The sequence below is a fragment of the Streptomyces sp. NPDC089915 genome (assembly GCF_040684675.1).
Taxonomy (GTDB): Bacteria; Actinomycetota; Actinomycetes; order Streptomycetales; family Streptomycetaceae; genus Streptomyces.
In genome coordinates, this window is sequence record NZ_JBFBGN010000053.1 from 1 (window position 1) to 23,952 (window position 23,952).

General features: G+C 74.8%; 21 protein-coding genes. 12 read left to right on the plus strand and 9 right to left on the minus strand.

The window, feature by feature from the left end; genetic code table 11:
• Positions 1-22: 22 nt before the first annotated feature.
• The gene (locus AB0O29_RS17800; protein ID WP_365152724.1) at positions 23-1,147 is read right to left on the minus strand and encodes a type ISP restriction/modification enzyme; all 1,125 of its coding nucleotides are present in this window, start codon (positions 1,145-1,147) and stop codon (positions 23-25) included.
• Positions 1,148-1,297: 150 nt separating this feature from the next.
• Here AB0O29_RS17800 and AB0O29_RS17805 point away from each other — a divergent pair, with 150 nt between their 5' ends.
• Entirely contained in the window at positions 1,298-1,468 is a 171-nt protein-coding gene (locus AB0O29_RS17805; protein ID WP_365152657.1) for a hypothetical protein, read from the plus strand.
• Between the two features lie 54 nt (positions 1,469-1,522).
• Here AB0O29_RS17805 and AB0O29_RS17810 read toward each other — a convergent pair whose 3' ends face one another.
• Both AB0O29_RS17810 and hmgA read right to left on the minus strand, forming a co-directional pair.
• The gene (locus tag AB0O29_RS17810; RefSeq protein WP_365152659.1) at positions 1,523-2,272 is read right to left on the minus strand and encodes a GntR family transcriptional regulator; all 750 of its coding nucleotides are present in this window, start codon (positions 2,270-2,272) and stop codon (positions 1,523-1,525) included.
• Positions 2,273-2,326: 54 nt separating this feature from the next.
• Positions 2,327-3,640 carry a homogentisate 1,2-dioxygenase gene (gene hmgA / locus AB0O29_RS17815; RefSeq protein ID WP_365152661.1) on the minus strand — a complete coding sequence of 438 codons (1,314 nt, stop codon included), beginning with the start codon at positions 3,638-3,640 and terminating at the stop codon, positions 2,327-2,329.
• 229 nt (positions 3,641-3,869) lie between these two features.
• Between hmgA and AB0O29_RS17820 the strand changes: the two genes are divergently transcribed.
• From AB0O29_RS17820 to AB0O29_RS17855, 8 genes are all read left to right on the plus strand, one after another.
• Positions 3,870-5,951 (plus strand): right-handed parallel beta-helix repeat-containing protein, encoded by a 2,082-nt coding sequence (locus AB0O29_RS17820; protein ID WP_365152663.1) that lies wholly within the window; start codon positions 3,870-3,872, stop codon positions 5,949-5,951.
• A 202-nt stretch (positions 5,952-6,153) separates the two neighbouring features.
• Positions 6,154-6,972 carry a hypothetical protein gene (locus AB0O29_RS17825; protein WP_365152726.1) on the plus strand — a complete coding sequence of 273 codons (819 nt, stop codon included), beginning with the start codon at positions 6,154-6,156 and terminating at the stop codon, positions 6,970-6,972.
• 143 nt (positions 6,973-7,115) lie between these two features.
• Positions 7,116-8,420: a hypothetical protein gene (locus AB0O29_RS17830; protein WP_365152728.1), complete on the plus strand. Its 1,305-nt coding sequence runs from the start codon at positions 7,116-7,118 to the stop codon at positions 8,418-8,420.
• Between the two features lie 18 nt (positions 8,421-8,438).
• The gene (locus AB0O29_RS17835; RefSeq protein WP_365152730.1) at positions 8,439-9,059 is read left to right on the plus strand and encodes a TetR/AcrR family transcriptional regulator; all 621 of its coding nucleotides are present in this window, start codon (positions 8,439-8,441) and stop codon (positions 9,057-9,059) included.
• 148 nt (positions 9,060-9,207) lie between these two features.
• The gene (locus AB0O29_RS17840) at positions 9,208-11,451 is read left to right on the plus strand and encodes a molybdopterin oxidoreductase family protein (RefSeq protein WP_365152665.1); all 2,244 of its coding nucleotides are present in this window, start codon (positions 9,208-9,210) and stop codon (positions 11,449-11,451) included.
• 73 nt (positions 11,452-11,524) lie between these two features.
• Positions 11,525-12,961, plus strand: coding sequence for a citrate:proton symporter (locus AB0O29_RS17845; protein WP_365152667.1), 1,437 nt, complete (start codon positions 11,525-11,527; stop codon positions 12,959-12,961).
• A gap of 105 nt (positions 12,962-13,066) precedes the next feature.
• The gene (locus AB0O29_RS17850) at positions 13,067-14,479 is read left to right on the plus strand and encodes an aldehyde dehydrogenase family protein (protein ID WP_365152669.1); all 1,413 of its coding nucleotides are present in this window, start codon (positions 13,067-13,069) and stop codon (positions 14,477-14,479) included.
• An 81-nt stretch (positions 14,480-14,560) separates the two neighbouring features.
• On the plus strand, positions 14,561-15,640 hold the full coding sequence (locus AB0O29_RS17855) for a Zn-dependent alcohol dehydrogenase (protein WP_365152671.1): 1,080 nt from the start codon (positions 14,561-14,563) through the stop codon (positions 15,638-15,640).
• A 139-nt stretch (positions 15,641-15,779) separates the two neighbouring features.
• On the opposite strand, the gene AB0O29_RS17860 is transcribed toward AB0O29_RS17855, so the two are convergent.
• On the minus strand, positions 15,780-16,445 hold the full coding sequence (locus tag AB0O29_RS17860) for a TetR/AcrR family transcriptional regulator C-terminal domain-containing protein (RefSeq protein ID WP_365152673.1): 666 nt from the start codon (positions 16,443-16,445) through the stop codon (positions 15,780-15,782).
• A 77-nt stretch (positions 16,446-16,522) separates the two neighbouring features.
• On the opposite strand from AB0O29_RS17860, the gene AB0O29_RS17865 reads away from it, so the two are divergent.
• Together AB0O29_RS17865 and AB0O29_RS17870 are read left to right on the plus strand one after the other, a co-directional pair.
• A complete protein-coding gene (locus tag AB0O29_RS17865; protein ID WP_365152675.1) occupies positions 16,523-17,677 on the plus strand; it encodes an acyl-CoA dehydrogenase family protein in 1,155 nt (384 codons plus the stop codon).
• Between the two features lie 82 nt (positions 17,678-17,759).
• Positions 17,760-18,389, plus strand: a complete 630-nt coding sequence (locus tag AB0O29_RS17870; RefSeq protein ID WP_365152677.1) for a TetR/AcrR family transcriptional regulator — start codon at positions 17,760-17,762, stop codon at positions 18,387-18,389.
• A 21-nt stretch (positions 18,390-18,410) separates the two neighbouring features.
• Here AB0O29_RS17870 and AB0O29_RS17875 read toward each other — a convergent pair whose 3' ends face one another.
• Positions 18,411-18,872 carry a MaoC family dehydratase gene (locus tag AB0O29_RS17875; protein ID WP_365152679.1) on the minus strand — a complete coding sequence of 154 codons (462 nt, stop codon included), beginning with the start codon at positions 18,870-18,872 and terminating at the stop codon, positions 18,411-18,413.
• 124 nt (positions 18,873-18,996) lie between these two features.
• On the opposite strand from AB0O29_RS17875, the gene soxR reads away from it, so the two are divergent.
• The gene (gene soxR, locus AB0O29_RS17880) at positions 18,997-19,446 is read left to right on the plus strand and encodes a redox-sensitive transcriptional activator SoxR (protein ID WP_365152681.1); all 450 of its coding nucleotides are present in this window, start codon (positions 18,997-18,999) and stop codon (positions 19,444-19,446) included.
• Here the strand turns inward: soxR and AB0O29_RS17885 are convergent.
• The 4 genes from AB0O29_RS17885 to AB0O29_RS17900 form a co-directional block, all read right to left on the minus strand.
• Positions 19,421-20,341: a 3-keto-5-aminohexanoate cleavage protein gene (locus AB0O29_RS17885; protein ID WP_365152683.1), complete on the minus strand. Its 921-nt coding sequence runs from the start codon at positions 20,339-20,341 to the stop codon at positions 19,421-19,423. The two genes, soxR and AB0O29_RS17885, sit on opposite strands and share 26 nt — an antisense overlap.
• Positions 20,338-20,952, minus strand: a complete 615-nt coding sequence (locus AB0O29_RS17890; RefSeq protein ID WP_365152685.1) for a hypothetical protein — start codon at positions 20,950-20,952, stop codon at positions 20,338-20,340. The genes AB0O29_RS17885 and AB0O29_RS17890 overlap by 4 nt, the downstream gene beginning before the upstream one ends.
• A 164-nt stretch (positions 20,953-21,116) precedes the next feature.
• Positions 21,117-22,445: a serine-threonine protein kinase gene (locus tag AB0O29_RS17895; protein ID WP_365152687.1), complete on the minus strand. Its 1,329-nt coding sequence runs from the start codon at positions 22,443-22,445 to the stop codon at positions 21,117-21,119.
• A gap of 169 nt (positions 22,446-22,614) precedes the next feature.
• Positions 22,615-23,862, minus strand: coding sequence for a DUF1343 domain-containing protein (locus AB0O29_RS17900; RefSeq protein WP_365152689.1), 1,248 nt, complete (start codon positions 23,860-23,862; stop codon positions 22,615-22,617).
• Positions 23,863-23,952: the final 90 nt, after the last annotated feature.

Consider the following 23,952-nt stretch of genomic DNA (forward strand, 5'->3'; position numbering starts at 1 on the left):
CCCGCCCGCCCCTGCGGGCGGGTCACAGCAGGGCGAACTGCCCGCCCGGGCCCTCCTCCTGATGGTCCAGCACCGACGCCGGGCGGCGGGACCAGCGGGGCGGGGGCAGCACCCCGGCCGCCGCCAGCTCGGCGGCCGGGAGCGGCGGCCCGGGGGTGAACGCCGCCCGCTCCGGCGCCAGATCCGCCAGCAGCGCCAGCGTGGTCACCAGCGCGAGCAGTTCCGAGGTCCACGACTGCGGCCACTCGGCCGGCCCGAACCCCTCCAGGTCCCGCACCCCCGGATCGCGGTGCGCGCTCCGGGCCGCGAACCAGGACTCCAGCACCCGCACGCCCTGCGCCTCGTACTCCCAGGCCCCGGCCGGGACCGGCGAGACGGTCCCGTCCCCGAGGGACAGGGTCTCGGTCTCCGGGTCGTACGCGAGCTCCCGCGGCCAGACCGTCACCGCCGCCCGGACGTACGGCCGCCGCCCGCCCGGCAGCCGGGGCGGCTCCCCGCCCCGCGCCCCGCGCAGCTGGACCGTGAGCAGCCGGTGGCCCAGCTCCAGCCCGGCCCGCCAGCGCTCGGGGTCGGCCGCGAGCGGGACCTCGTACCCCCGGACCCCGGGGCGCCCGGCGGCGAGGATCCAGCACAGCACGTCCTCCGGGGTGACCCAGCCCCCGTAGCGGGACCCGAGCAGGGCCGGCAGGCCCGGCGCGAGGTTGGCCTCGGCGCCGCCCGGCCGCCGGTGCAGCGGGCGGATCCGGCCGAGCCGGCCGGCCGGGAGGTGGGCGGTGACCAGCAGGCCCGGGTTCTCCAGCAGGAACAGCTGCTGACCGTCCAGGACCCGCCACAGCTCCGGGCGGGCCGCGTCGATGAGCCGCTGGTCGGGCAGCAGCCACTGCTCGTCGAAGGGCGCGCGGAGCACCCGTACGGGGTCCGGGAAGGGGCCCGGGTCATCGGTGAAGCGGGCCGTGGCCGCCGAGCGCTGCCCCGGCAGGGCGGCCGCGCCGGCGGCGGGCGTACGGGCCCGGCTCGGCCGGAACAGCCTCTCGCGCTCCGGCCCTTCGGCCCCGGTCAGGGCCGCCCAGCGGGCGCGCAGCGTGGCCGGGTCGGGGGCCGCGACCCAGGCACGGCCCAGGCGCAGGCCGCTCACGGACCAGGGCATCAGATCGTCCAGCAGCGGTACGTCTTCGCTCACCCGGCCGATGGTAGCGACGGCCGGCCGGGCCCGGGCCGCGTCCCGGCCGAAGGGTTACGCTCCTTATGTACGCGTCCGTCACCTACATACGCATCCGTACGGACCGAGGAGCGCGCCATGAGTCAGTACGACGAGTATTCGACCCCCTCGCAGGCCGAGGGAGAGCGGCTCGACGAGGACATGGACGAGCAGCAGAGGGAGCAGCGCCACCACCCCCAGACGATGCGCACCACGCCCTCGCAGGCGGAGGGCGAGCGCCTCACCGAGGAGAACGAGCAGCAGAAGTAGCGCGTTCCCGGGGAGCCCGGGGAACCCGGAGCGTCCCGAGCGTCCGGGGCCCGCTCAGGGGGCGTCGACGGTGACCGTGAAGGAGAACCGGTCGCCCCGGTAGCGGATCCGGGCCACGTCGACCACCCGCCCGTCCTCCCCGTACGTCACGCCCGTGTAGTGCAGGATCGGGCTCAGCAGCGGCACCCGGAGCAGCTCGGCCGTCTCCGGGTCGGCGAGGCGCGCCTCGACGGTGTCCGTGATCCGGCTGATCCGCACGCCGACGACGTCGCGCAGCACCTTGGTCATCGGCCAGCGCTCCAGGTCGGCGAGGTCCACCCCCTCGGCGAGCTCGGGGCGCACCGCGTTCTCCGCCCAGTTGGTCGGCTCCCCGCTCTCGCCGTCGTAGCGCAGACGGCGGTACGCGACCACCTCCGGCAGGTCCGGGAAGTGCTCCAGCAGCTCCCCGGACACCGGCGTCCGCTCGCGCCCGAGGACCGTCGTCCGCTCGCCCGACTGCTGGGCCACGATCGCGTCGACCGAGCCCAGCAGCCGTACCGGGGCGCTGCGGCGGGCGCCCGGCTCGATGAAGGTGCCCCGCCGCCGGTGCCGGCTGATGAGGCCCTCGCCCTCCAGCTCCTTGAGCGCCTGGCGCATCGTCAGCACGCTCACCCCGTAGTGCTCGGCGAGCTGCTCCTCGGTGGGCAGGCGCAGCGAGGCGTCGGGGGTGCGCCCCAGTATCGAGGCGCGCAGCGACTGGGACACCTGGTACCAGAGCGGCAGCTTCCGGTTCAGGACCAGGGAGTCGGGGGCGAAGGCGGTCACGGGTGGTTCTCCGTACGGGACTTCAGCTGGTGCGTTGCGGGGGCAGGGGGAATCCTAGGCGCGGAAGTGGCGCTCCAGACCCTCCCAGACGTCGTCGTATCCGCGCTGGAGGTGGCCGGCGCCGGCCGCCTGGGCGGTGGCGGTGATCGGCCAGCGGGTCTCGAACATGAAGGCCAGGCCGTCGTCGATCTTCTGCGGCTTGAGCTCGGCGGCGCTGGCCTTGTCGAAGGTCTCCCGGTCGGGTCCGTGCGCGGACATCATGTTGTGCAGCGAGCCGCCGCCGGGGACGAAACCCTCGGCCTTGGCGTCGTAGGCGCCCTCGATCAGGCCCATGTACTCGCTCATCACGTTGCGGTGGAAGTACGGCGGGCGGAAGGTGTCCTCGCCGACCAGCCAGCGCGGGGCGAACACCACGAAGTCCACGCCCGCCAGGCCCGGGGTGTCGGAGGGCGAGGTCAGGACCGTGAAGATGGACGGGTCCGGGTGGTCGTGGCTGATGGTCCCGATGACGTTGAACTTCCGCAGGTCGTAGACGTACGGGACGTGGGTGCCGTGCCAGGCGACCACGTCGAGCGGGGAGTGGTCGTAGGTCGCGGCCCAGAGGTTGCCGCAGAACTTGTTGACCACCTCGGTCGGGCGCTCGACGTCCTCGTACGCGGCGACCGGCGCGCGGAAGTCGCGGGCGGCGGCCAGGCCGTTGGCGCCGATCGGGCCGAGGTCGGGCAGCTCGAAGGGCTGGCCGTAGTTCTCGCAGACGTAGCCGCGGGCGTCGCCGTCCAGGAGCTCGACGCGGAACCGGACGCCGCGCGGGATCAGCGCCACCTCGCCGGGGCCGGCGCTGAGCAGGCCGAGCTCGGTGCGCAGCAGCAGGCCGCCGCGCTCGGGGACGATCAGCAGCTCGCCGTCGGAGTCGCTGAACACCCGGTCGGTCATGTCGGCGTTGGCGGAGTAGAGGTGGACGGCCATGCCGGTGCGCTGGGTGGCGTCGCCGTTGCCGCCCAGGGTCCACAGGCCCGCCAGGAAGTCGGTGCCCGGGGCCGGGTCGGGCAGCGGGTTCCAGCGCAGCCGGTTGGGGTCCGGGACGGCCTCGGTGAAGGGGCCGGTGCGCAGCGTGCCGTTGTCGACGCGGGTGAAGGCCGGGTGCGCGGCGGAGGGGCGGATCCGGTAGAGCCAGGAGCGGCGGTTGTGGCGGCGCGGCTCGGTGAAGGCGCTGCCGCTGAGCTGCTCGGCGTAGAGGCCGAGGGGGGCGCGCTGGGGGGAGTTGCGGCCGTGCGGGAGTGCGCCGGGCACGGCCTCCGAGGCGTGCTCGTTGCCGAATCCGGTGAGGTACTCCAGCGCCTGCGCCGTCTTCCTGGCCTGCTCGCTCATGGGCTGCTCCCGCTCCGTCGAAGGAATCCTATGGTTGACAGTAGGATTCCGCGACCCACACGTCAACGCCGTCTTTCCGGTCAGGGTGCGGTGGGGGTCCGGCCCGGGGTCCGGCCCGGGGTCCGGCCCGGGGTCCGGCCGGGGGCCGGTCGCCGGGCGGACGCGTGTCTCCGCCGGGTTCGTGCGCGGGGGGATCCGAAAAGATGAACATTGCTCTACTCTCTCGCGCATGTCGTGGACCCGCAGGTTCCCTGCCGTGCCGGCGGCGCTCCTCGCCGCCCTCCTCGCGCTCCTGTCCCTCCTCGCCGCCGCGCCGGACGCCCGCGCGCACGAGGAGCGCCCCGTCGCCCTCCCCGACGGCACCGGATCCGTCCCCCTGTACCGCGCCGCCGAGCCCGACCTGCTGGTCTGCAAGACGGACCGGGCCGACTTCGAACGCCGCGTCGCGGGCTTCCCCGAGCAGCTCAGACAGCGCAACCTCACCCTGTACGAACGGTGTGAGAAGAGCGGCTACCGCCACCTCCAGGCGGCCGTGGACGCCGTCGACCGGCCGGGCATGAACATCGCGATCCTCCCCGGCCTCTACGAGGAGGAGCCCTCGCTCCCCAAGCCGACGGGGGAGTGCGCGCACCTCAAGGCGCCCGACTCGGCGCTCGGCTACCAGATCCTGTCGTACGAGCAGCAGGTGCGGTGCCGCCACAACCAGAACCTCGTCGCGATCCTCGGCAAGAAGGACCTGCAGATCGAGGGCACCGGCGCCGCCCGTACGGACGTGGTCGTCGACGCCAAGTACCAGAAGCTGAACGCCATCCGCGCCGACGGCTCCGACGGCGTCTACTTCCGCAACTTCACCGCGCAGCGCACCACCTTCAACTCCCTGTACGTGCTCGCGGCCGACGGCTTCGTCATCGACGACGTACTGACCCGCTGGAACGACGAGTACGGCTTCCTGACCTTCGCCAGCGACCACGGGCTGTACAAGAACTGCGAGTCCTACGGCAACGGGGACTCCGGCATCTACCCCGGCAGCGCCTCGAACATCAACGACGGCCGCGGCTACGACGTGCCCCGCTACTCCATCGAGATCACCGGCTGCCGCAGCCACCACAACATGGTCGGCTACTCCGGGACCGCCGGGGACTCCGTGTACGTCCACGACAACGAGTTCGACCAGAACATGGGCGGCGCCTCGATGGACAGCGCCTTCCCCGGACACCCCGGCCTGCCGCAGAACCACGCCCGCTTCGAGCGGAACCTGATCCACGACAACAACGCCGACTACTACCACTACGTCGCCGACGGCACCTGCGCCAAACCGCCCGTCGAGCGCGGCTACGAGCAGGGCGTGGTCTGCCCGCAGATCTCCATGCCGCCGGGCACCGGCATCATCACCGCCGGAGGCAACTGGAACCTCTACGAGAACAACTGGGTCTACGGGCACCGGCGCGCGGGGTTCTTCCTCAGCGCGGTGCCGGCCTTCATCCGCGGCGAGGAGAAGTGGTCCAAGCAGACCGACACCTCCCACCACAACCGCTACACGGGCAACATCCTCGGCAAGGACCGGTCCGGCGCCTCCCGCCCCAACGGCAGCGACGTGTGGTGGGACGGCCAGGGCCGCGGCAACTGCTGGCAGGACGGCCCCGACGGCTCCAGCCCGGGCACCCTCCCGCAGTGCGGCACCGCGCGCGGCCAGGTCAGCGGCGCCTCGGCCCGGCTCGTGGGCGAACCGGTCAAGCTGACCCAGCTGCTGGTCTGCGCCGACTACAACGTCCAGGCCCGCAGGCTCCCGGCCGGCTGCGACTGGTACGGGGCCCGGGGGCTGGAGCGGGTGGAGACCCAGATCGCCCTGGCGGTCGCGGCGGTCCTGCTGCTGGTCGGCGGGGTCCTGTGGGCGCGCCGCCTGCGCCGCTCCCGGCTCGGCACGGCCGCCGCCCTGCTGGGCCTGGCCGGCCTGGCCCTGGACGTCGCCGGCTCCACGACGTCCCTGGCACACACCCCCGTCCCCGCCCTCGCCCTGCTCCTGCTCGGCCTGTGGTGGACCGGCACCGGCCTGGCCCTGCGCCCCGACCGCCCCTGGCTGGCCCGCCTCACCCTCCTCCTCGGCGCCCTGACCCTGCTCGACGCCTTCGACAAGGCCGTCCTGATGATCCCCTGGATCCCGCTGAGCCCCGCCTGGATACGGGCCCTGGTCGCGGTCGTATGGGTCCTGTGGACGGCCGTCGCCTCCGCCCGCCCCGGCCCACCCACCCCGTCCGGCTTCCCGACGGACGACCCCACCCCGGCCCCGACCTCCGCCGGCGCCACCGCATGACCCCCACCCCCGAACCCCGCCCCTCGCCGCCCGGGCGTTCCGCAGCCTGCGGCCGGGTGCGGCCTTCCGCCGCCCCGGCGCGCCCGACCACCGGAGGCCCGCAGTGAACGACCCCGCCGAGCCCCGCGTCCCCTGCGACGTCTGTCGGGCCGCCGTCGCCCGGAGCGCACGCCGGCGCCGCAGGCCCGCCCGCGCGGCCGCGCTGGCCGTCCTGCTCCTGCTGCTCGTGGGCGGCGCCGCCACCGGCTGCGGCGGCCGCGCCACCACCCACCACAAACCCGGCACCACCCACGAGCAGGCCTCCGGCGACGTGGGCACCCTGCTCGACGCCCAGGACGGCGGCGGACACCGCCTGCGCGAGGTCCCGGCCCAGGGCGCGCCGGAGGTGCGGCTCACCGCCCGCCCCGACTCCGAGGACGGCTGGAACCTCCAGCTGGCCGTGACCGGCTTCCGCTTCACCCCCGACAGCACCGGCGGCGCCGCCCTCCCGGGCGCCGGCCACGCCCACCTGGACCTCGACGGCCACAAGCTGGCCCGCGTGTACGGCCCCTGGTTCCACCTGCCCGCGGCGCAGGTACCCCAGGGCCCGCACACCCTGACCGTCCGCCTCTACGCGGACGACCACACCGCCTGGGCCGTCGCGGGGAAACCGGTCGAGTCGACGGTCCAGCTGACCGCGGGCCCCCCGGGCCAGGACGCCCACAGCCACCCCGCACCCGCCCCGACCGGCTCCCTGGCGCCCCCGCAGGCACCCGAGGCCGACCGGACCGTCACCCTCACCGTCCGGGACGGCAAGGTGTCCCCGCCGCCCGCCCGCACCGAGCTCAAGCGCGGCGAACGGATCGCCCTGCGCGTCACCAGCGACCGCGCCGACACCCTGCACGTCCACGGCTACGACAAGGAACTCGCCCTGCCGGCGGGCCAGGAGGCCACCCTGGTCCTGACGGCCGACCGCACGGGCCTCTTCGAGGTCGAGACCCACGAGTCCCGGCTCGTCCTGACCCAGCTCCTCGTCCGGTGACCGCCCTACCCGTGACTGCCCTCCTCGTGCCCGCCCTCCCGGGCGGGCCACCCGGCGGGGGCTGGCCGGGCTTGCTCCCCGGCGGGCCCGGGACGGCCGGTCCCGGCGTGCTGCCGGGGCCGGGCCACGGGTCCGGCCAGGGCGTGGTCCTCCACCCGGCCGACCCGACGGCCCTCCTCGCGCACGGGATCGGCTCCCAGCACGATCTGCCGGTCTCCCCCTTCTACGCCTTCGCCGGCGCCTTCACCGCGCTCTTCGTCTCCTTCCTCGCACTCGGCCTCCTCTGGTCCGCCTCCCGCTTCCGCGGCGCCCGCTCCGGGCTCGCCCTGCCCGCCGGGCTCCAGCGGGTGGCCGACGCGCCGGCCACCCGCACCGCCCTGCGCGGACTGGGTCTCGCCACAGCCCTCGCCGTACTCCTCCACCTCCTCCTCGGTCCCGACGACCCCGCCCGCAACCCCGCTCCGGGCGCCGTCTACGTCCTGCTCTGGGTCGGACTCGTGCCCGCCTCCCTCCTCCTCGGCCCCGTCTGGCGCCTGCTCAACCCCCTCCGGACCCTGCACCGGCTCCTCAGCGTGGCCCGCCGCCGCCCGCCGGGAGCCGGCCGCCCCCTGCCGCCCGGGCTCGGCCAATGGCCCGCCGCCGCCGGACTGTTCGCCTTCACCTGGCTCGAACTCGTCTCGCCCGATCCCGCATCCACCACCTCCCTCCTGACCGCCCTCACCTGCTACGCCGCCGCGCACCTGCTCCTCGCCGCCCGCTACGGCGAGGGCTGGTTCGCCGGCGCCGACGCCTTCGAGGTCTACTCCGACCTGCTGTCCCAGCTCTCCCCCCTCGGCCGCCGCGACGACGGCCGCCTCGTCCTGCGCAACCCCTTCCACGGACTCGACGCGACGCCCGAGCGGCCCGGACTCGTCGCCACCGTCTGCGTCCTCCTCGGCTCCACCGCCTACGACGGCTACTCCGACAACCCCTCCTGGATCAACGCCACTCAGACCTCCCCCCTCGGCCGCACCCCCACGGCCACGCTCGGACTGCTCGCTTCCATCGCCCTCGTCGCCGCCCTGTACTGCCTGTGCGCGGGAGCCACCCGCCTCGTCAGCGGCCCGCACCCCCGCCCGCTGACCGCCTTCGCGCACTCACTCGTGCCGATCGCCCTCGGCTATCTCATCGCCCATTACTTCTCCCTTCTCGTCACCGAAGGACCACGCACGGTAATCATGGCACTCGGCACTGACAACGCCCCCGATCCCAGTCCCCCCTTGGGTCCTGGCGGTCTCGCCGCCCTCCAGGTGATCGCCGTCGTCGCCGGGCACGTACTCGGAGTGATCGCCGCGCACGACCGCTCCGTCCGCCTCTTCCCGCCGGCGAAGGCCGTCGCCGGACAGCTGCCGCTGCTCGCGCTGATGATCACGTACACCATCGGCGGGCTCACCCTCCTCCTGAACTGAGCCGACCGAAAGGGCATGATGGATCCCGTGCCTCCCGCCCACCCCCTGCGCCGGACCCCGGTCCAGCAGCGCAGCGCCGACCGCCTCGCACGGATCCTCGACGCCTGTGCCGAACTCCTCGACGAGACCGGGTACGAGAACCTCAGCACCCGCGCCGTCGCCGTGCGCGCCGGAGTGCCCATCGGCTCCGTCTACCGCTTCTTCGGCAACAAGCGGGCCATGGCCGCGGCCCTGGCCCAGCGCAACCTCGACCGGTACGCCGAGGGCATCACGGCGCGGCTCGCCCTGCTCCCCGCCACCCACTGGCGGCCCGTCGTGGACGCCGTGCTCGACGAGTACCTGGCCATGAAACGGAGCGTCCCCGGCTTCGCCCTGGTCGACTTCGGCATCCCGGCGCCCCCGGCCGAAGGGCCCGCCGCCGACCCCAACCACCAGGTCGCGGCCCGCCTCACCGACCTCCTGCGCACCCACCTCGGACTCGCCCCCGACCCGGTCCTCGGGCGGGCGGTCCTGGTGGCCGTCGAGGCGACCGACGCCCTCGTCCAGCTGGCCTTCCGCTCCGACCCCGCCGGGGACCCCGGGATCATCGACGAGACCCGGGCGATGATGCACGCCTACCTGGCCCGCGTCCTGGACTGACCGGCCTCCTCGGCCTCTCCAGCCTCTCCAGCCTCCCCGGCTGCCCTTCCTCCCGCGCTCGAACGGGCTTCCGCAACCCCCTCCCCGGCGTCCCTACCGGTCGGTATGCTCGGGGCGCCCGTGCGCCCGCGCCGCCCCAGGAGGGCCCATGCCCCGCACCGCCCCGCGTATCTGCCCGCTCTGCGAAGCCACCTGCGGCCTCACCCTCACCATCGAGGGCACCACCGTCACCGGCGCCCGCGGCGACCGGGACGACGTCTTCAGCCGCGGCTTCGTCTGCCCCAAGGGCGCCGCCTTCGGCGCCCTCGACGGAGACCCCGACCGCCTGCGCACCCCCCTCGTCCGCCGGGACGGGCACCTGCGCGAAGCCACCTGGGAAGAGGCGTACGAGGCCATCGCCGCCGCCGTGCCCGCCCTCGTCCGGGAACACGGCGCCCAGTCCGTGGGCGTGGTCCTCGGGAACCCCAACGTGCACACCATGGCCGGCGCCCTCTACCCGCCGCTCCTGCTCGGCGCCCTCGGCACCCGCAACCTCTTCACCGCCAGCACCCTCGACCAGATGCCCAAACACGTCTCCAGCGGGCTCCTGTTCGGCGACCCCTTCGCCATCCCGGTGCCCGACCTGGACCGCACGGACTTCCTCCTGCTCATCGGTGCCAACCCGGTCGAGTCCAACGGCTCCCTGTGCACCGCCCCCGACTTCCCCGGCCGGCTCAAGGCCCTGCGTGCCAGGGGCGGCACGCTCGTCGTCGTCGACCCGCGCCGCACCCGCACCGCCCGGCTCGCCGACCGGCACCTCGCGCCGCGCCCCGGCACCGACGCCCTGCTGCTGGCGGCGCTCGCGCACACCCTCCTGGAGGAGAAGCCCGCCGCCCCCGGAGCCCTCGCGGAACACACCGAGGGGCTCGGGGAACTCGCCGACGCCCTCGCGAGTTTCACTCCTGAGGCCGTCGCCCCCGCCTGCGACCTGCCCGCCGAGGAGATCCGCGCCCTCGCCCGTGAGCTCGCGGCCTCGCCGACCGCCGCCGTCTACGGGCGGATCGGCAGTTGCACCGTCGAGTACGGGACGCTCGCCAGCTGGCTCGTCGACGTCCTGAACATCCTCACCGGCAACCTCGACCGCCCCGGCGGGGCCCTCTTCCCGCTCCCCGCCACCGGCCCCCGGCCCCGTCCCGCCGGGCCCGGCAGGGGGTTCGCCCTCAGCCGCTGGCACAGCAGGGTCAGCGGACACCCCGAGGTCAAGAGCGAACTGCCCACCGCCGCCCTGGCCGAGGAGATCGAGACACCGGGGGAGGGGCGCGTCCGCGCCCTGATCGCCATCGCCGCCAACCCCGTGCTGTCCGCCCCCGACGGCCGGCGGCTCGACGCGGCCCTGGCCGGGCTCGACTTCATGGTCAGCGTCGACCCCTACCTCAACGAGACCTCCCGCCACGCCCACGTCGTGCTGCCCCCGCCGCCGCCCTCCCAGAGCGCGCACCACGACTTCGCCTTCAACGGGTTCGCCATCCGCAACCAGGTCCGCTACACCCGGCCCGCGGTCCCCCTGGAGGCGGACCGGCTCGACGAGTGCGAGATCCTCGCCCGCCTCGTCCTGGCCGTCTCCGGCATGCACGGCTCCGCCGAGCCGTCCGCCGTCGACGAGACGGCGATCCGGGCCGCCCTCGCCAAGGAGACCGCCGACCGCCACTCCCCCCTGCACGGAGCCGACCCGGACCGCCTCGCGGGGCAGCTGACCGGCGAGAACGGCCCCGAGCGCCGACTCGACCTGATGCTCCGACTCGGCCCGTACGGGGACCTGTTCGGCGCCGCCGGGCCCGGGGCGGCGCAGGACGGGCTCAGCCTGGAGCGGCTCCTCGCGCACCCGCACGGCATCGACCTGGGACCGCTGCGCCCCCGGCTCCCGGGGCTGCTGAGGACCCGCAGCGGCAGGATCGAGCTGCTGCCCGACCCGATCGCGGCCGAGCTGCCCCGGCTGCGCGGGGCGCTCGCCGAACGCCCCGCCGCCCTGGTGCTCGTGGGCCGCCGCCACCTGAGGTCCAACAACAGCTGGCTGCACAACGTCCCGGCCCTGGTCGGAGGTTCCAACCGCTGCACCCTCCAGGTCCACCCCCACGACGCCGGCCGGCTCGGTCTCGCCGACGGCGGCCTGGCCCGGGTCACCGCCGACGGGGGCAGCCTGGACGTCCCGGTGGAGGTCACCGACGCCGTCCGCACCGGCGTGGTCAGCCTCCCGCACGGGTGGGGCCACGACCGGGGCGGCACCCGGCTCACGGTGGCCGGCGCCGCACCGGGGGTCAACGTGAACCAGCTCCTCGACGGCAGCCGCCTGGACCCGCTCTCCGGCACCGCGGTGCTCAACGGATTCCCCGTCACCCTGACACCCCTGCCCTGAGCTGGGGTTTTGCTCGTATTGCTCACGCGCGGACGTCTTGTTGGCCCCAGGAGGCGGCACCTACCTTCCCTGCATGCTGACCTTCCTCGGCTTCGCCATGATCGCGACCTTCCTGGTCCTGATCATGCTGAAGAAAATGTCGCCCATCGCGGCGCTCGTCCTCATCCCCGCGCTCTTCTGCGTGTTCGCCGGAAAGGGCGCGCACCTGGGGGACTACGTCATCGACGGGGTCGGCAAGCTCGCGCCAACCGCCGCCATGCTGATGTTCGCCATCGTCTACTTCGGCGTGATGATCGACGTCGGCCTCTTCGACCCGGTCGTCCGGGGCATCCTGCGGTTCTGCAAGGCCGACCCCATGCGCGTGGTGGTCGGCACCGCAGTCCTCGCGGCGATCGTCTCCCTCGACGGCGACGGGTCGACCACCTTCATGATCACCGTCTCGGCCATGTACCCGCTCTACAAGCGGCTCGGCCTCAGCCTCGTGGTCATGACCGGTGTGGCGGCGACCGCGAACGGGGTCATGAACACCCTCCCCTGGGGCGGCCCCACCGCCCGCGCCGCGACCGCGCTCAAGCTCGACGCCGCGGACATCTTCGTCCCGATGATCCCGGCCCTGGCCATGGGACTGGTCTGCGTCTTCGTCCTGGCCTACGTGCTGGGCCTGCGCGAGCGCCGCCGGGTCGGATCCCTGGTCATGCCCGGCGAGGAGGCCGAGCGGGAGTCCGAGACCCTGGTCGCGGCCGGATCCGGTGCGCAGAAGGCCTCCGGGGGCGTCCGTACCGCCACCGGCGGCGGGAGCGGCGCCGGCCCGGACGCGGACACCGAGCCCGCCCCCGGCGCGGCGGCGCCCGCGGAGGGACCCGGGGAGATGCAGGGCCTGGACCCCCACCGTCCGACCCTCCGCCCCCGCCTCTACTGGTTCAACGCCGGCCTGACCGTCGCCCTGCTCACCGCGATGATCATGGAGTTGCTGCCGATCCCGGTGCTGTTCCTGCTGGGCGCCGCCCTCGCCCTGACGGTGAACTTCCCCCACATGCCCGACCAGAAGGCCCGGATCGCCGCCCACGCCGACAACGTCCTGAACGTCGCCGGCATGGTCTTCGCCGCCGCCGTCTTCACCGGGGTCCTCTCCGGCACCGGCATGGTCAAGCACATGGCCGACTGGCTCGTCGGCGCCATCCCCGACGGCATGGGCCCGCACATGGCCCTGGTCACCGGCCTGCTGAGCCTGCCCCTCACCTACTTCATGTCGAACGACGGCTTCTACTTCGGCGTCCTGCCGGTCCTCGCCGAGGCCGGCGCCGCCCACGGGGTCGCCCCGCTCGAGATCGCCCGCGCCTCCCTGGTCGGGCAGGCCCTGCACATGTCCAGCCCGCTGGTTCCGGCCGTCTACGTGCTCGTGGGCATGGCCCGGGTCGAATTCGGCGACCACACCCGCTTCACCGTGAAATGGGCGGCCCTGACCTCCCTCGTGGTGCTCGCGGCAGGGATGCTTTTCGGCATCATCTGAGCCCCGCACCCCTGGCCGCCCGAAAACTACCGACGCTAGTTTGTAGGGTGTTGGCGACGTCAGGTCCGCGCGTCTACGCGCTCGTGCGTGCTCGGGAGGAAAGCGATGAAGGCCCACGACGGGATGTACATCGGCGGGGAATGGCGGCCCGCCGCCGGATCCGGCCGCATCGAGGTCGTCAACCCGGCCGACGAGCAGGTCATCGGCGCGGTCCCGGCCGGTACGGCCGAGGACGTGGACGCCGCCGTGCGCGCCGCCCGCGCGGCCTTCCCCGGCTGGGCCGCCACCCCTCCGGCCGAGCGGGCCGCGCTCATCGGCGCCCTGCGGGACGTCCTCGTCGCCCGCAAGGCCGAGATCGCCGAGACGGTCACCGCCGAACTCGGCTCCCCGCTCGGCTTCGCGGAGGCGGTGCACGTGGGCGCGCCCATCGCGGTCGCCTCCTCGTACGCCGAGCTCGCCGCCTCCCACGCCTTCGAGGAGCGGCTCGGGAACTCCACCGTCTTCCAGGAGCCCGTGGGCGTGGTCGGGGCGATCACGCCCTGGAACTATCCCCTGCACCAGGTCGTTGCCAAGGTGGCGCCCGCTCTCGCCGCCGGCTGCACCATCGTCCTCAAGCCGGCCGAGGACACCCCGCTGACCGCACAGCTCTTCGCCGAAGCCGTGCACGAGGCGGGCATCCCGGCCGGAGTCTTCAACCTGGTGACCGGGACCGGCCCGGTCGCCGGCCAGGCACTGGCCGAGCACGAAGGGGTCGACCTCGTCTCCTTCACCGGCTCGACCGCCGTCGGCAAGAAGATCGGCGCCCTCGCCGGCGCCGCCGTCAAGCGCGTCGCCCTCGAACTCGGCGGCAAGTCGGCGAACGTCATCCTGCCCGGGGCCGATCTGGCCAAGGCCGTCGCGGCGGGCGTCGGACACGTCATGAACAACACCGGCCAGAGCTGCAACGCGCTCACCCGCATGCTCGTCCACCGGGACCGGTACGAGGAGGCCGTCGCCCTCGCGGCCGCCGCCGTCGCCAAGTACCCCTCGGGCGACCCCCGCGACCCGGGCACCCGCCTCGGCCCGGTCATCAACGCCACCCAGCGCGACCGGGTGCGCGGATACATCGCCAAGGGCGTCGAGGAAGGCGCGCGCCTGGTCGCGGGCGGCCTCGACGCACCCCAGGCGCAGGGGTACTTCATCGCCCCGACCGTCTTCGCCGACGTCACCCCCGACATGACCATCGCCCAGGAGGAGATCTTCGGCCCCGTGCTGGCGATCCTCTCGTACGAGGACGAGGACGAGGCCCTGCGCATCGCCAACGGCACCGTCTACGGCCTGGGCGGCGCGGTGTGGGCGGCCGACGCCGAGACGGCGGTGGCCTTCGCCCGCCGCATGGACACCGGACAGGTGGACATCAACGGCGGCCGCTTCAACGTGCTCGCGCCCTTCGGCGGCTACAAGCAGTCGGGTGTGGGGCGCGAGCTGGGCCCGCACGGCCTGGGGGAGTACCTCCAGACCAAGTCCCTGCAGTTCTGAGACTGCCTCTCCCGCTCTCGCCCCCTCAGCCGCACGTCCCGCACCCGAGCCCGCCGAAGACACGACACGGAGACGACGACCATGGTCCGCGCCGCCATCCTGCCCGCCGTCGGAGCACCGCTGGAGATAAGGGAGATCGTGCTGCCCGATCCCGGCCCCGGGCAGGTCCGGGTGCGGCTCGCCGCAGCCGGGGTCTGCCACTCCGACCTGTCCCTCACCGACGGCACCATGCGGGTGCCCGTCCCAGCCGTCCTCGGCCACGAGGGCGCGGGCACGGTGCTCGCCGTCGGGGAAGGGGTGACCCACGTCGCCCCGGGTGACGGGGTGGTGCTCAACTGGGCGCCGTCCTGCGGGGAGTGCCACCACTGCCGGATCGGGGAGGTCTGGCTCTGCGCCAGGGCCCTGTCCGGGGTCGGCGCGGTCTACGCCCATGACGCCGAGGGCGTGGAACTGCACCCCGGGCTGAACGTGGCCGCGTTCGCCGAGGAGACCGTCGTCGCGGCGAACTGCGTGCTGCCCGCACCCGCCGGGATCCCGCTCCAGGAGGCCGCGCTCCTCGGCTGCGCCGTGCTCACCGGGTACGGGGCCGTGCACCACAGCGCGCAGGTCCGGCCGGGGGAGTCGGTGGCGGTGTTCGGCGTCGGCGGGGTCGGCCTCTCGGCCCTCCAGGCGGCGCGGATCGCCGGGGCCGGGCCGGTCGTGGCCGTGGACGTCTCCCCGGCCAAGGAGGAGCTGGCGCGGGCCGCCGGGGCCACGGCGTTCGTGCTCGCCTCCGAGACCACCGCCAAGGAGATCCGTGCGCTGACGGGCGGGCAGGGGGCGGACGTCGCCGTCGAGTGCGTGGGCCGGGCGGAGACCATCCGGGCGGCCTGGGAGTCGACGCGGCGAGGCGGGCGGACGACGGTGGTGGGCATCGGGGGGAAGGAGCAGCGGGTGAGTTTTCACGCGCTGGAGATCTTCCACTTCGCGCGGACCCTCAGCGGGTGCGTGTACGGGAACAGTGATCCGGCGCGGGACCTGCCGGTGATCGCCGAGCACGTGCGGGCCGGGCGGCTGGATCTGGCGGCGATGGTCACCGAGCGGATCGGGCTGGACGGGATTCCGGGGGCGTTCGAGGCGATGGTCGCCGGGAAGGGCGGGCGGTCGCTGGTCGTGTTCTAGGCCGGGGCCGCTTCCAGGGGCTCCGCCCCTGCCCCCGCGCCTCAAGCGCCGGCGGGGCTGAAAGGGCCCGGCGCCGGCGGGGCTGAGAGGGCCCGGGGCCGGCGGGGCTGGAGGCGCCCGGAGCCCGGCGGTCGCCGGGTTACGGCTGGGCCGGGTGGTGGGGGAGGGCGTCGTACTGGAGGGTCAGGCCGTCCAGTAGGGCGGTGAGGCCCGTTTCGAAGGCGCCCTCGTCCACCTCGTGCCGGCGGTCCGCCAGGAGGTGGGCCTGGCCCAGGTGGGGGTAGTCCGCCGGGTCGTACGCCGTCTCGTCGTCCACGAAACCCCGGGCGAAGGAGGCCACCGCCGAGCCCAGGATGAAGTACCGCATGAGGGCGCCGATCCGGGTCGCGTGGGCCGGGGGCCAGCCCGCCGCGGTCATGGCGCCGAACACCGCGTCCGCCAGCCGCAGGCCCGCCGGGCGCCGGCCCGGGCCCCGGGCCAGCACCGGCACGATGTTCGGGTGGTCGGCCAGGGCGTCCCGGTAGGAGTGGGCCCAGGCGTGCAGTGCCCCCCGCCAGTCCGGGGCCGACCCGTCCGCGGGCGCGTCGAACATCGACAGGTCCACCCGCGCGCTCACCGCGTCCGCGACCGCCTCCAGGATCGCGTCCTTCGTCCGGAAGTGGTTGTAGAGGGACGGGCCGCTCACCCCCAGCGCGGCCGCCAGCCGCCGCGTGGAGACGGCGTCCAGCCCCTCCGCGTCCACCAGTTCGCCCGCCGCCTCGACGATGCGGTCTCTGCTGAGGAGGGGCTTGCGCGGTCTGGCCATGCGCCACATAGTAGGCCCTGCGCCGCAATAAACTACCGCTGCTAGTTAAACGTCGCCCCACGCCCCGGAGGGACCCCGTGAACCTGGAGCTCAGCGAGGAGCAGGAGGCCGTGCGCCGGCTCGCCCGCGCGTTCACCGACCGCGAGATCTCCCCCCACGCCGCCGAGTGGGACCGCGCCGAGAGCGTGGACCGGTCGATCGTCAAGAAGCTCGGGGACCTCGGCTTCCTCGGCCTCACCGTCCCCGAGGAGTACGGCGGCTCCGGCGGCGACCACCTCTCCTACGTGCTGGTCACCGAGGAGCTCGGCCGCGGGGACTCCGCCGTGCGCGGCATCGTCTCCGTCTCCCTCGGCCTGGTCGCCAAGACCGTCGCCGCCTGGGGGACCGAGGAGCAGAAACGATCCTGGCTGCCCCGCCTCTGCTCCGGCGAGGCCCTCGGCTGCTTCGGCCTGACCGAACCCGGCACCGGCTCCGACGCGGCCGCCCTCACCACCCGCGCCGTGCGCGAGGGGGACGCGTACGTCATCACCGGCAGCAAGATGTTCATCACCAACGGGACCTGGGCCGACGTGGTCCTGCTCTTCGCCCGGACCGACCCGGCCGACCCCGGCCACCGGGGGATCTCCGCCTTCCTCGTCCCCGCCGACACCCCCGGCCTGACCCGGCGCGAGGTCCGCGGCAAACTCGGCCTGCGCGGCCAGGCCACCGCCGAACTCACCCTCGACGGCGTCCGCGTCCCCGCCTCCGCGATGCTCGGCCCCGAGGGCAAGGGCTTCTCCGTCGCCATGTCCGCCCTCGCCAAGGGCCGGATGTCGGTGGCCGCGGGCTGCGTCGGCATCGCCCAGGCCGCCCTGGACGCGGCCGTCGCGTACGCCGCGGGGCGCGAGCAGTTCGGCAAGCCGATCGCCCACCACCAGCTGGTCCAGGAGCTGATCGCCGACATCTCGGTCGACCTGGACGCCGCCCGGCTGCTCACCTGGCGGGTCGCCGACCTCATCGACCGCGGGAAGCCCTTCGCCACCGAGGCCTCCACCGCCAAGCTCTTCGCCTCCGAGGCCGCCGTGCGCGCCGCCTCCAACGCCCTCCAGGTGCACGGGGGCTACGGCTACGTCGACGAGTACCCGGCCGGGAAGCTGCTGCGCGACGCCCGTGTGATGACCCTCTACGAGGGCACCAGCCAGATCCAGAAACTGCTCATCGGCCGCGCCCGCACCGGCGTCTCCGCCTTCTGAGGGACCCGTCCGCCCCGAGGTTCCTAAGCGCTTGCTCACCCTCCGGTAAGCTGTTCCATTCCTACAGGGCGAGAGGTGAGCGATGGACAGCGCGGCGGAGAGCACCGACGGCTACCAGGCGTGGTCGGAGGTCACCCCCGACGCCGCGCGGCGCCTGCTCGTGGCGGCCGTCGAGGCCTTCGCGGAGCGCGGCTACCACGCGACCACCACCCGCGACATCGCCGGCCGCGCCGGCATGAGCCCGGCAGCCCTCTACATCCACTACAAGACCAAGGAAGAGCTGCTCCACCGGATCAGCCGCATCGGCCACGACAAGGCCCTGGAGATCCTGGAGACCGCCGCCTCCGGCACGGGGGCGGCGGCCGACCGGCTCGACGCCGCCGTGCGGTCCTTCGTGCGCTGGCACGCCGCGCACCACACCACCGCCCGCGTGGTCCAGTACGAGCTCGACGCCCTCGGCCCGGAGCACCGCTCCGAGATCGTCGCCCTGCGCCGGCGCAGCGACGCGGCCGTGCGGCACATCCTCGCCGACGGCGTACGGGCGGGGGAGTTCGACGTCCCCGACGTCCCCGGCACCACCCTCGCCGTGCTGTCCCTGTGCATCGACGTGGCCCGCTGGTTCAACGCGGACGGGCGGCGCACGCCCGACGAGGTCGGCGCCCTCTACGCCGACCTCGTACTGCGGATGGTGGGCGCGCGCCCCGCCGCCTGAGCCCCGCTCGGGAGTGGTCGTTCAGAAGTAGTAGCGGGACAGCGACTCCGCCACGCACACCGGCTTCTCGCCGCCCTCGCGCCCGACCGTCACCGTCGCCGCGACCTGCACCCCGCCGCCCGCCTCCGTGACCTCCGTGATCACGGCGGTGGCGCGCAGCCGCGAGCCGACCGGTACCGGGGCGGGGAAACGCACCTTGCCCAGGCCGTAGTTGATGCCCATCCGCATGCCCTCGACCCGCATGATCTGCGGGACGAGGCTCGGCAGCAGGGACAGGGTCAGATAGCCGTGCGCGATGGTGGTGCCGAAGGGTCCGGCGGCGGCCCGCTCGGGGTCCACGTGGATCCACTGGTGGTCGCCGGTCGCGTCCGCGAAGAGGTCGATCCGCTTCTGGTCCACCTCCAGCCATCCGCTCGGCCCGAGCGGCTCGCCGATCGCGGCGCGCAGCTCCTCGGCGGACGTGAAGATCCTCGGTTCGGCCATGCCCTGCCCCTGTCTCCCGCTGAATCAGGCCATGCGCGTACCGCCCAGTGGGCGAACAAGCGCTTGCTCAGCATGCTGGGGGCCCCGGCGCCCTGTCAACGGACCGCCGACTACCCTCGGAGACGTGCCGCAGATTCCCGAGAAAGTCCACGAACTCACCGTCGGCCAGCTGTCCGCGCGCAGCGGAGCGGCGGTCTCCGCCCTGCACTTCTACGAGACCAAGGGCCTGATCAGCAGCCGCCGTACCGCCGGCAACCAGCGGCGCTACACCCGTGAGACGCTGCGCCGGGTCGCCTTCGTACGGGCCGCCCAGCGCGTCGGCATCCCGCTCGCGCACATCCGCGAGGCGCTGGCGCAGCTGCCCGAGGAGCGCACCCCGACCCCGCAGGACTGGGCGCGGCTGTCCGAGAACTGGCGGGCCGAGCTGGATCAGCGCATCCAGCAACTGAGCCGGCTGCGCGACCACTTGTCGGACTGCATCGGCTGCGGCTGCCTCTCGCTGAAGAACTGCGCGCTGTCCAACCCGGACGACGTCTTCGGCGCGAACCTCACAGGCTCCCGGCTGTCCTCGTGACCCGGCCCGGCGCGCCGTCCCACGCGGCGTCCCCCGACTCCAGGGCCGCCGCGACCAGTTCGGCGTTGGAACGCGCCGGGCGCCCGTCGGGCAGGTGCAGCACCTCGCCGACGCCGATGCGCGCGCCCGCGCCGCACCGCGCGGCCAGCCGCAGTACGGGCCAGGCCGCCGCCTCCCGCCCGTAGAACAGGACCGGCACCGGCGGCAGCCAGCGCATGCCGGCCACCAGCGCGGGGTCGGCCTCCGCCAGCTCCACCGCCAGCCGGACCCGCCCCGGCTCCGGCGGGCCCCACGCCAGGAACCGGGCCAGCGGCTCCGGCCCGGCCCCGCCGCCCAGCGGAACCACGGCGTCCACCGCCACCCCGCGCTCCAGCAGCGCCCGCCCCAGCCGTTCCGCACCCGGTTCGGCGAAGGGCACCACCGCCCGGTCCGGCAGCACCGTCCAGGACCGCACCCGCTCCAGCCGCTCCGCCGGATCCGGCTCGGCCGCGACGGCCGCCGGCACCGACAGGGGTACGCGGACCCCCGCGCCGCGCAACTCCGCCAGCACCGGCCCGACCGCCCGGGGCGAGAGGCTCTCCCGCCCGCACGGGGTCCGCGGATGCACCAGCACCTCACCGGCCCCGGCCGCGACCGCCGCCAGCGCCGACTCCGCCAGATCCGCCGGGGACAGCGGCACCGCACCCCCGTCACCGGCCCCGCGCGAACCGTTCAACGAGACCTGCAACACCCGCCCGCCCCCACCGCCCGCACCCCGGCCCTCCACACCCCGCCCGACCTCGGCGCCGCCGCCGGCCGGGCCGCCCGCGCCCGCCCCGCTCACGCCGCCCGCCGGGCCGCCCGCGCCCGCCCCGCTCACGCCGCCCGCCGGGCCGCCCGCATCCGCCCCGCTCACGCCGCGTCCGCCGACGCCGGGTGGGCCAGTACCGGGTGCGTCAGGGCCGTGTCCGCCAGCGCCGGGCGGGGCACCACGATGCCGCAGCCCCCGCACACCGGGCCGTCCCACGCCCACGCCCCGCCCCACGCCGCCGGCCCCGACAGGGGCGGCTCCCAGCGCAGCTCCCGCTCACCGCAGACCGGGCACGCCGTCCCCGGCTCCGACTCCAGCACCCGCACCAGCCGTCTCAGCACCTCGCCGAGCGTGCCCTCCGGACGTACGTCCGGATCGGCGCACCGCACCACCGCGTCCCCGCTGCCGCCCCAGGCCCACTCCGGCCGCCGCACCCCGTCGTGCTTCTCCCGTCTGCGCCGCGCCGCGAACTGCCTCTCGTACTCCAGCCAGACCGCCCGCGCCTCCTCCAGCTCCTCCAGCGCCGCGACCAGCCGCAGCGGATCCGCGCCCCGGTCCTCGGGGGCGATCCCGTGCCGGTCGCACAGGTGCCACCACGTCGCCCGGTGCCCGTACGGCGCGAACCGCTCCAGGCAGCGGCGCAGCGAATGGCGCCGCAGGGCCCGGTCGTTGCGCGCGTCACGCACCTGGTAGGCCAGACTCCGAAAACCCGCCACCGTACCTTCACCTCCGCCGTGTCCCCACCCGAACCCGCCCGTCCCGCCCCGCCCCGCCCTACCACGTAGAACGAAGCGACCCGCCCCGACGTGCCCAACATGCCCGAGGGGATGCGGGCGCATGCGGGGGCGGTCGAGGCGTACGGGTGGCACATGGCCGGAACTCAGCGCCCCATGCGCCCCGCGCCGACCACGAGCCAGGCCAGTTCCTCATGGCAGATGTCGCTGTGCGCCCCCGACGGAGGGCCGCCCCGGCGGACCACGGAACCCGCGTCCACGCTGACGCAGCCGGACCCCGGGAGCCCCCCGCCCAGGGCCCTGTCCAGGGCCAGCCGCGGGGCGCCCGGCACCGCCTGCACCCCGTCGTGCCCGATCGCGCCCCACCGCTCGTCGAAGCCGAGCAGACCGGCCGAATCCCCCGCCGCCCGGGAGGCCAGCGGGTAGAACACCCCGAGGGCCGAGTCGTGCGAGGAATGGCAGGCCACCACCGGTCCGTCCACCCGGCTCTGGAGCCCCCGCAGGACGCCGCCGCGCCCCGGGTCGTGGGGGAGCCGCTCGCTGAACGCGTAGTGGGAGAAGGCCCCCTGGAGCAGGGTCAGGGACTTCACGTGACGGGCGCCCTGCGGTACGGCGCGCAGCGAGAACGACACCACCCGCGCCCCGAAGCTGTGGCCGATGAGGTGGAAGCGCAGGGCGGGCCGGCGTCCCGCGAGGTCCGTCAGGACCGGTCCGAGCCCGTGCTCGCCGACCACCCCGGCCCGCTTCTTCATCTCGTAGTACGTAGCCTGGCGCAGCAGCTCCTTCGCGCCGTTCCACAGGGTGCGCAGCCCGTCATCCGCCGTGAAGCCCGGCCCCGTCGCGGCGTCCCGCGCCCCGTCCCCGGCGGCGGCGCCCGCCTCCGCCAGGGCGGTCGTCAGGGCCCGGCACACCTCCACCGCGTCCTGCGCGAACACGTCCGGCACCCCGGCCGACGCCACCGCCGCCGGACCGGCCGGACCGGCGGGGCCAGCCGGGCCGGCCCCCACGAGGTCCCGTACCAGCCCACCGAACTCGGCGAACGCCGCCGCCGACTCCGGCTGCCCCGCCAGCAGTTCCGCGACCCGGTCCAGCTCCGCCTCCCGTCCGGGCCAGAACCCGCCCAGCGCCGCCCGGGTGGCCGCGTCCAGGGAGGGGCCGGCGGGTGCCTCCGCGAGCGCGCCGTGCGGATCGAAGTCCGGTATCGGCTCGTCCGAGAACCGGATCGACGGCCACACCACCCCCACGTAGCCCAGCCGCACCCCCGACCCCACCAGCCCCGGGAAGGGGGCGAAGAAGGCGTCGTACAGCCGGGTCGCCGTGGAGCGGTCGCTGTTCCACCCGTGCGCGAAGACCAGCAGGTCGGTCGCCTCCATCCGGGCCACCGCCGCCCGCGTGGCCGGGTCCACGTCCCCCTGCGCGTCGAACGTCAGCTCCTGGTACGGCCCGACCCCGACCCCCGCTCCGCCGTCCGCCATGACGTACCCCTTCCGCGCGAGCCGTGTCCCGGGTCGGTCGCAGCATCCCGCCGCGCGGCCGCATCGGCCAGACCCGTGACGCCGGAAGTCGCGGCCGGCTCCCGGGCGGCCGGCTCACGGATCCGGCCGGCGGCTCCCGGGCGGGCGGCTCGCGGATCCGGAGGATCGCTCACGGATACAGCAGGTACTCCTCGCGGACCGCCGCGAAGCGGGCCAGCCCCGCCGCCCAGTCGCCCGCGACGTCCTCAACACCCGCCCCCGCGTCCACCAGCGTCCGCACCCGGTCCGACCCGGTCAGCCGGTCGATCCAGTGGTCCGGCCGCCAGCCGAACCCGCTCCACACCCGCCGCGCCGTCACCAGCAGCCCGATCCCCGCCCGCACCGGATCGAAGGCCTCCCGGTCGTGCACGATCAGCCGGACCCCGCCGCACACCCTCCCCGCGTGCTTGGAGAAGGCCGGGGTGAACCACGCCTCCCGGAACCACACCCCCGCCAGCCCCAGCCCGTTCGCCGCCTCCGCCCACCGCCGGTCGATCCCCTCGGCGCCGACCAGCTCGAACGGGGTGGTCGTGCCCCGGCCCTCCGACAGGACGGTGCCCTCGAACAGACAGGTCCCGGCGTACGCCAGCGCCGTGTCCGGGGTCGGCACGTTGGGGCTCGGCGGCACCCACGGCAGCCCGGTCTCCCCGAAGAACGAGCCCCGCCGCCACCCCTCCATCGCCACCGTCCGCAGCCGCGGCCCGGCCCCCTTGAGGAACTCGCCGTCGAACAGCAGGGCCAGCTCGGCCACCGTCATCCCGTGCGCGAGCGCGATCGGCTCCCGGCCCACGAAGCTCGCGTACGGCCGCTCCAGGACCGGCCCGGCGGCCCGGAGCCCGCCCACCGGGTTGGGGCGGTCCAGCACCACGACCTCCTTGCCGGCCAGCGCGGCCGCGCGCATGCAGTCGTAGAGGGTCCAGACGTAGGTGTAGAAGCGGGCCCCGACGTCCTGGACGTCGAAGACGAGCGTGTCGATCCCCGCCGCGGTGAAGAGGTCCGCGAGCGCGCGCCCGCTCCGGCCGTACGTGTCGTAGACCGGCAGGCCCGTCGCCGGATCGCGCCCGGGCCCCTCGGAGCCGCCCGCCTGCGCGGTCCCCCGGAAGCCGTGCTCGGGGCCGAACATCGCGACCAGGTCGACGCGTTCCTCCGCGTGCAGCACGTCGGCCAGGTGGCGGGCGTCGGCGGTGATCCCGGTGGGGTTGGTGACCAGCCCGATCCGCCGTCCGGCCAGCTCCGCGTACCCGTCCGCGGCCAGCCGGTCGCAGCCCGTGCGGACCCGGCCCGGCGGGCGGGGCCGGGAGGGTGCGCCCGCTCCGACCGTACCGGCGGCCCCCGCCGCCCCCGCCAGCCCCAGCAGTCCCCGTCGCGACAGTGTCATCCCGCCATGCTGGGGCGCCGCCCCCTTCCGCCCCGACATACCGACTGGTTAGTCTGCCCGGATCCGGCGGCCCGACGGGCCGGCAGGCAG

Bases quoted from the DNA above. Each gene is read 5' to 3' on its own strand.
- AB0O29_RS17855 (WP_365152671.1), top strand. From the start codon at position 14,561: ATGGTCCGCGCCGCCATCCTGCCCGCCGTCGGAGCACCGCTGGAGATA.
- AB0O29_RS17895 (WP_365152687.1), bottom strand. From the start codon at position 22,445: ATGGCGGACGGCGGAGCGGGGGTCGGGGTCGGGCCGTACCAGGAGCTG.
- AB0O29_RS17840 (WP_365152665.1), top strand. From the start codon at position 9,208: ATGCCCCGCACCGCCCCGCGTATCTGCCCGCTCTGCGAAGCCACCTGC.
- AB0O29_RS17835 (WP_365152730.1), top strand. From the start codon at position 8,439: ATGGATCCCGTGCCTCCCGCCCACCCCCTGCGCCGGACCCCGGTCCAG.
- AB0O29_RS17860 (WP_365152673.1), bottom strand. From the start codon at position 16,445: ATGGCCAGACCGCGCAAGCCCCTCCTCAGCAGAGACCGCATCGTCGAG.
- AB0O29_RS17800 (WP_365152724.1), bottom strand. From the start codon at position 1,147: ATGCCCTGGTCCGTGAGCGGCCTGCGCCTGGGCCGTGCCTGGGTCGCG.
- AB0O29_RS17820 (WP_365152663.1), top strand. From the start codon at position 3,870: ATGTCGTGGACCCGCAGGTTCCCTGCCGTGCCGGCGGCGCTCCTCGCC.
- AB0O29_RS17805 (WP_365152657.1), top strand. From the start codon at position 1,298: ATGAGTCAGTACGACGAGTATTCGACCCCCTCGCAGGCCGAGGGAGAG.
- AB0O29_RS17870 (WP_365152677.1), top strand. From the start codon at position 17,760: ATGGACAGCGCGGCGGAGAGCACCGACGGCTACCAGGCGTGGTCGGAG.
- hmgA (WP_365152661.1), bottom strand. From the start codon at position 3,640: ATGAGCGAGCAGGCCAGGAAGACGGCGCAGGCGCTGGAGTACCTCACC.
- AB0O29_RS17850 (WP_365152669.1), top strand. From the start codon at position 13,067: ATGAAGGCCCACGACGGGATGTACATCGGCGGGGAATGGCGGCCCGCC.
- AB0O29_RS17900 (WP_365152689.1), bottom strand. From the start codon at position 23,862: ATGACACTGTCGCGACGGGGACTGCTGGGGCTGGCGGGGGCGGCGGGG.
- AB0O29_RS17875 (WP_365152679.1), bottom strand. From the start codon at position 18,872: ATGGCCGAACCGAGGATCTTCACGTCCGCCGAGGAGCTGCGCGCCGCG.
- AB0O29_RS17845 (WP_365152667.1), top strand. From the start codon at position 11,525: ATGCTGACCTTCCTCGGCTTCGCCATGATCGCGACCTTCCTGGTCCTG.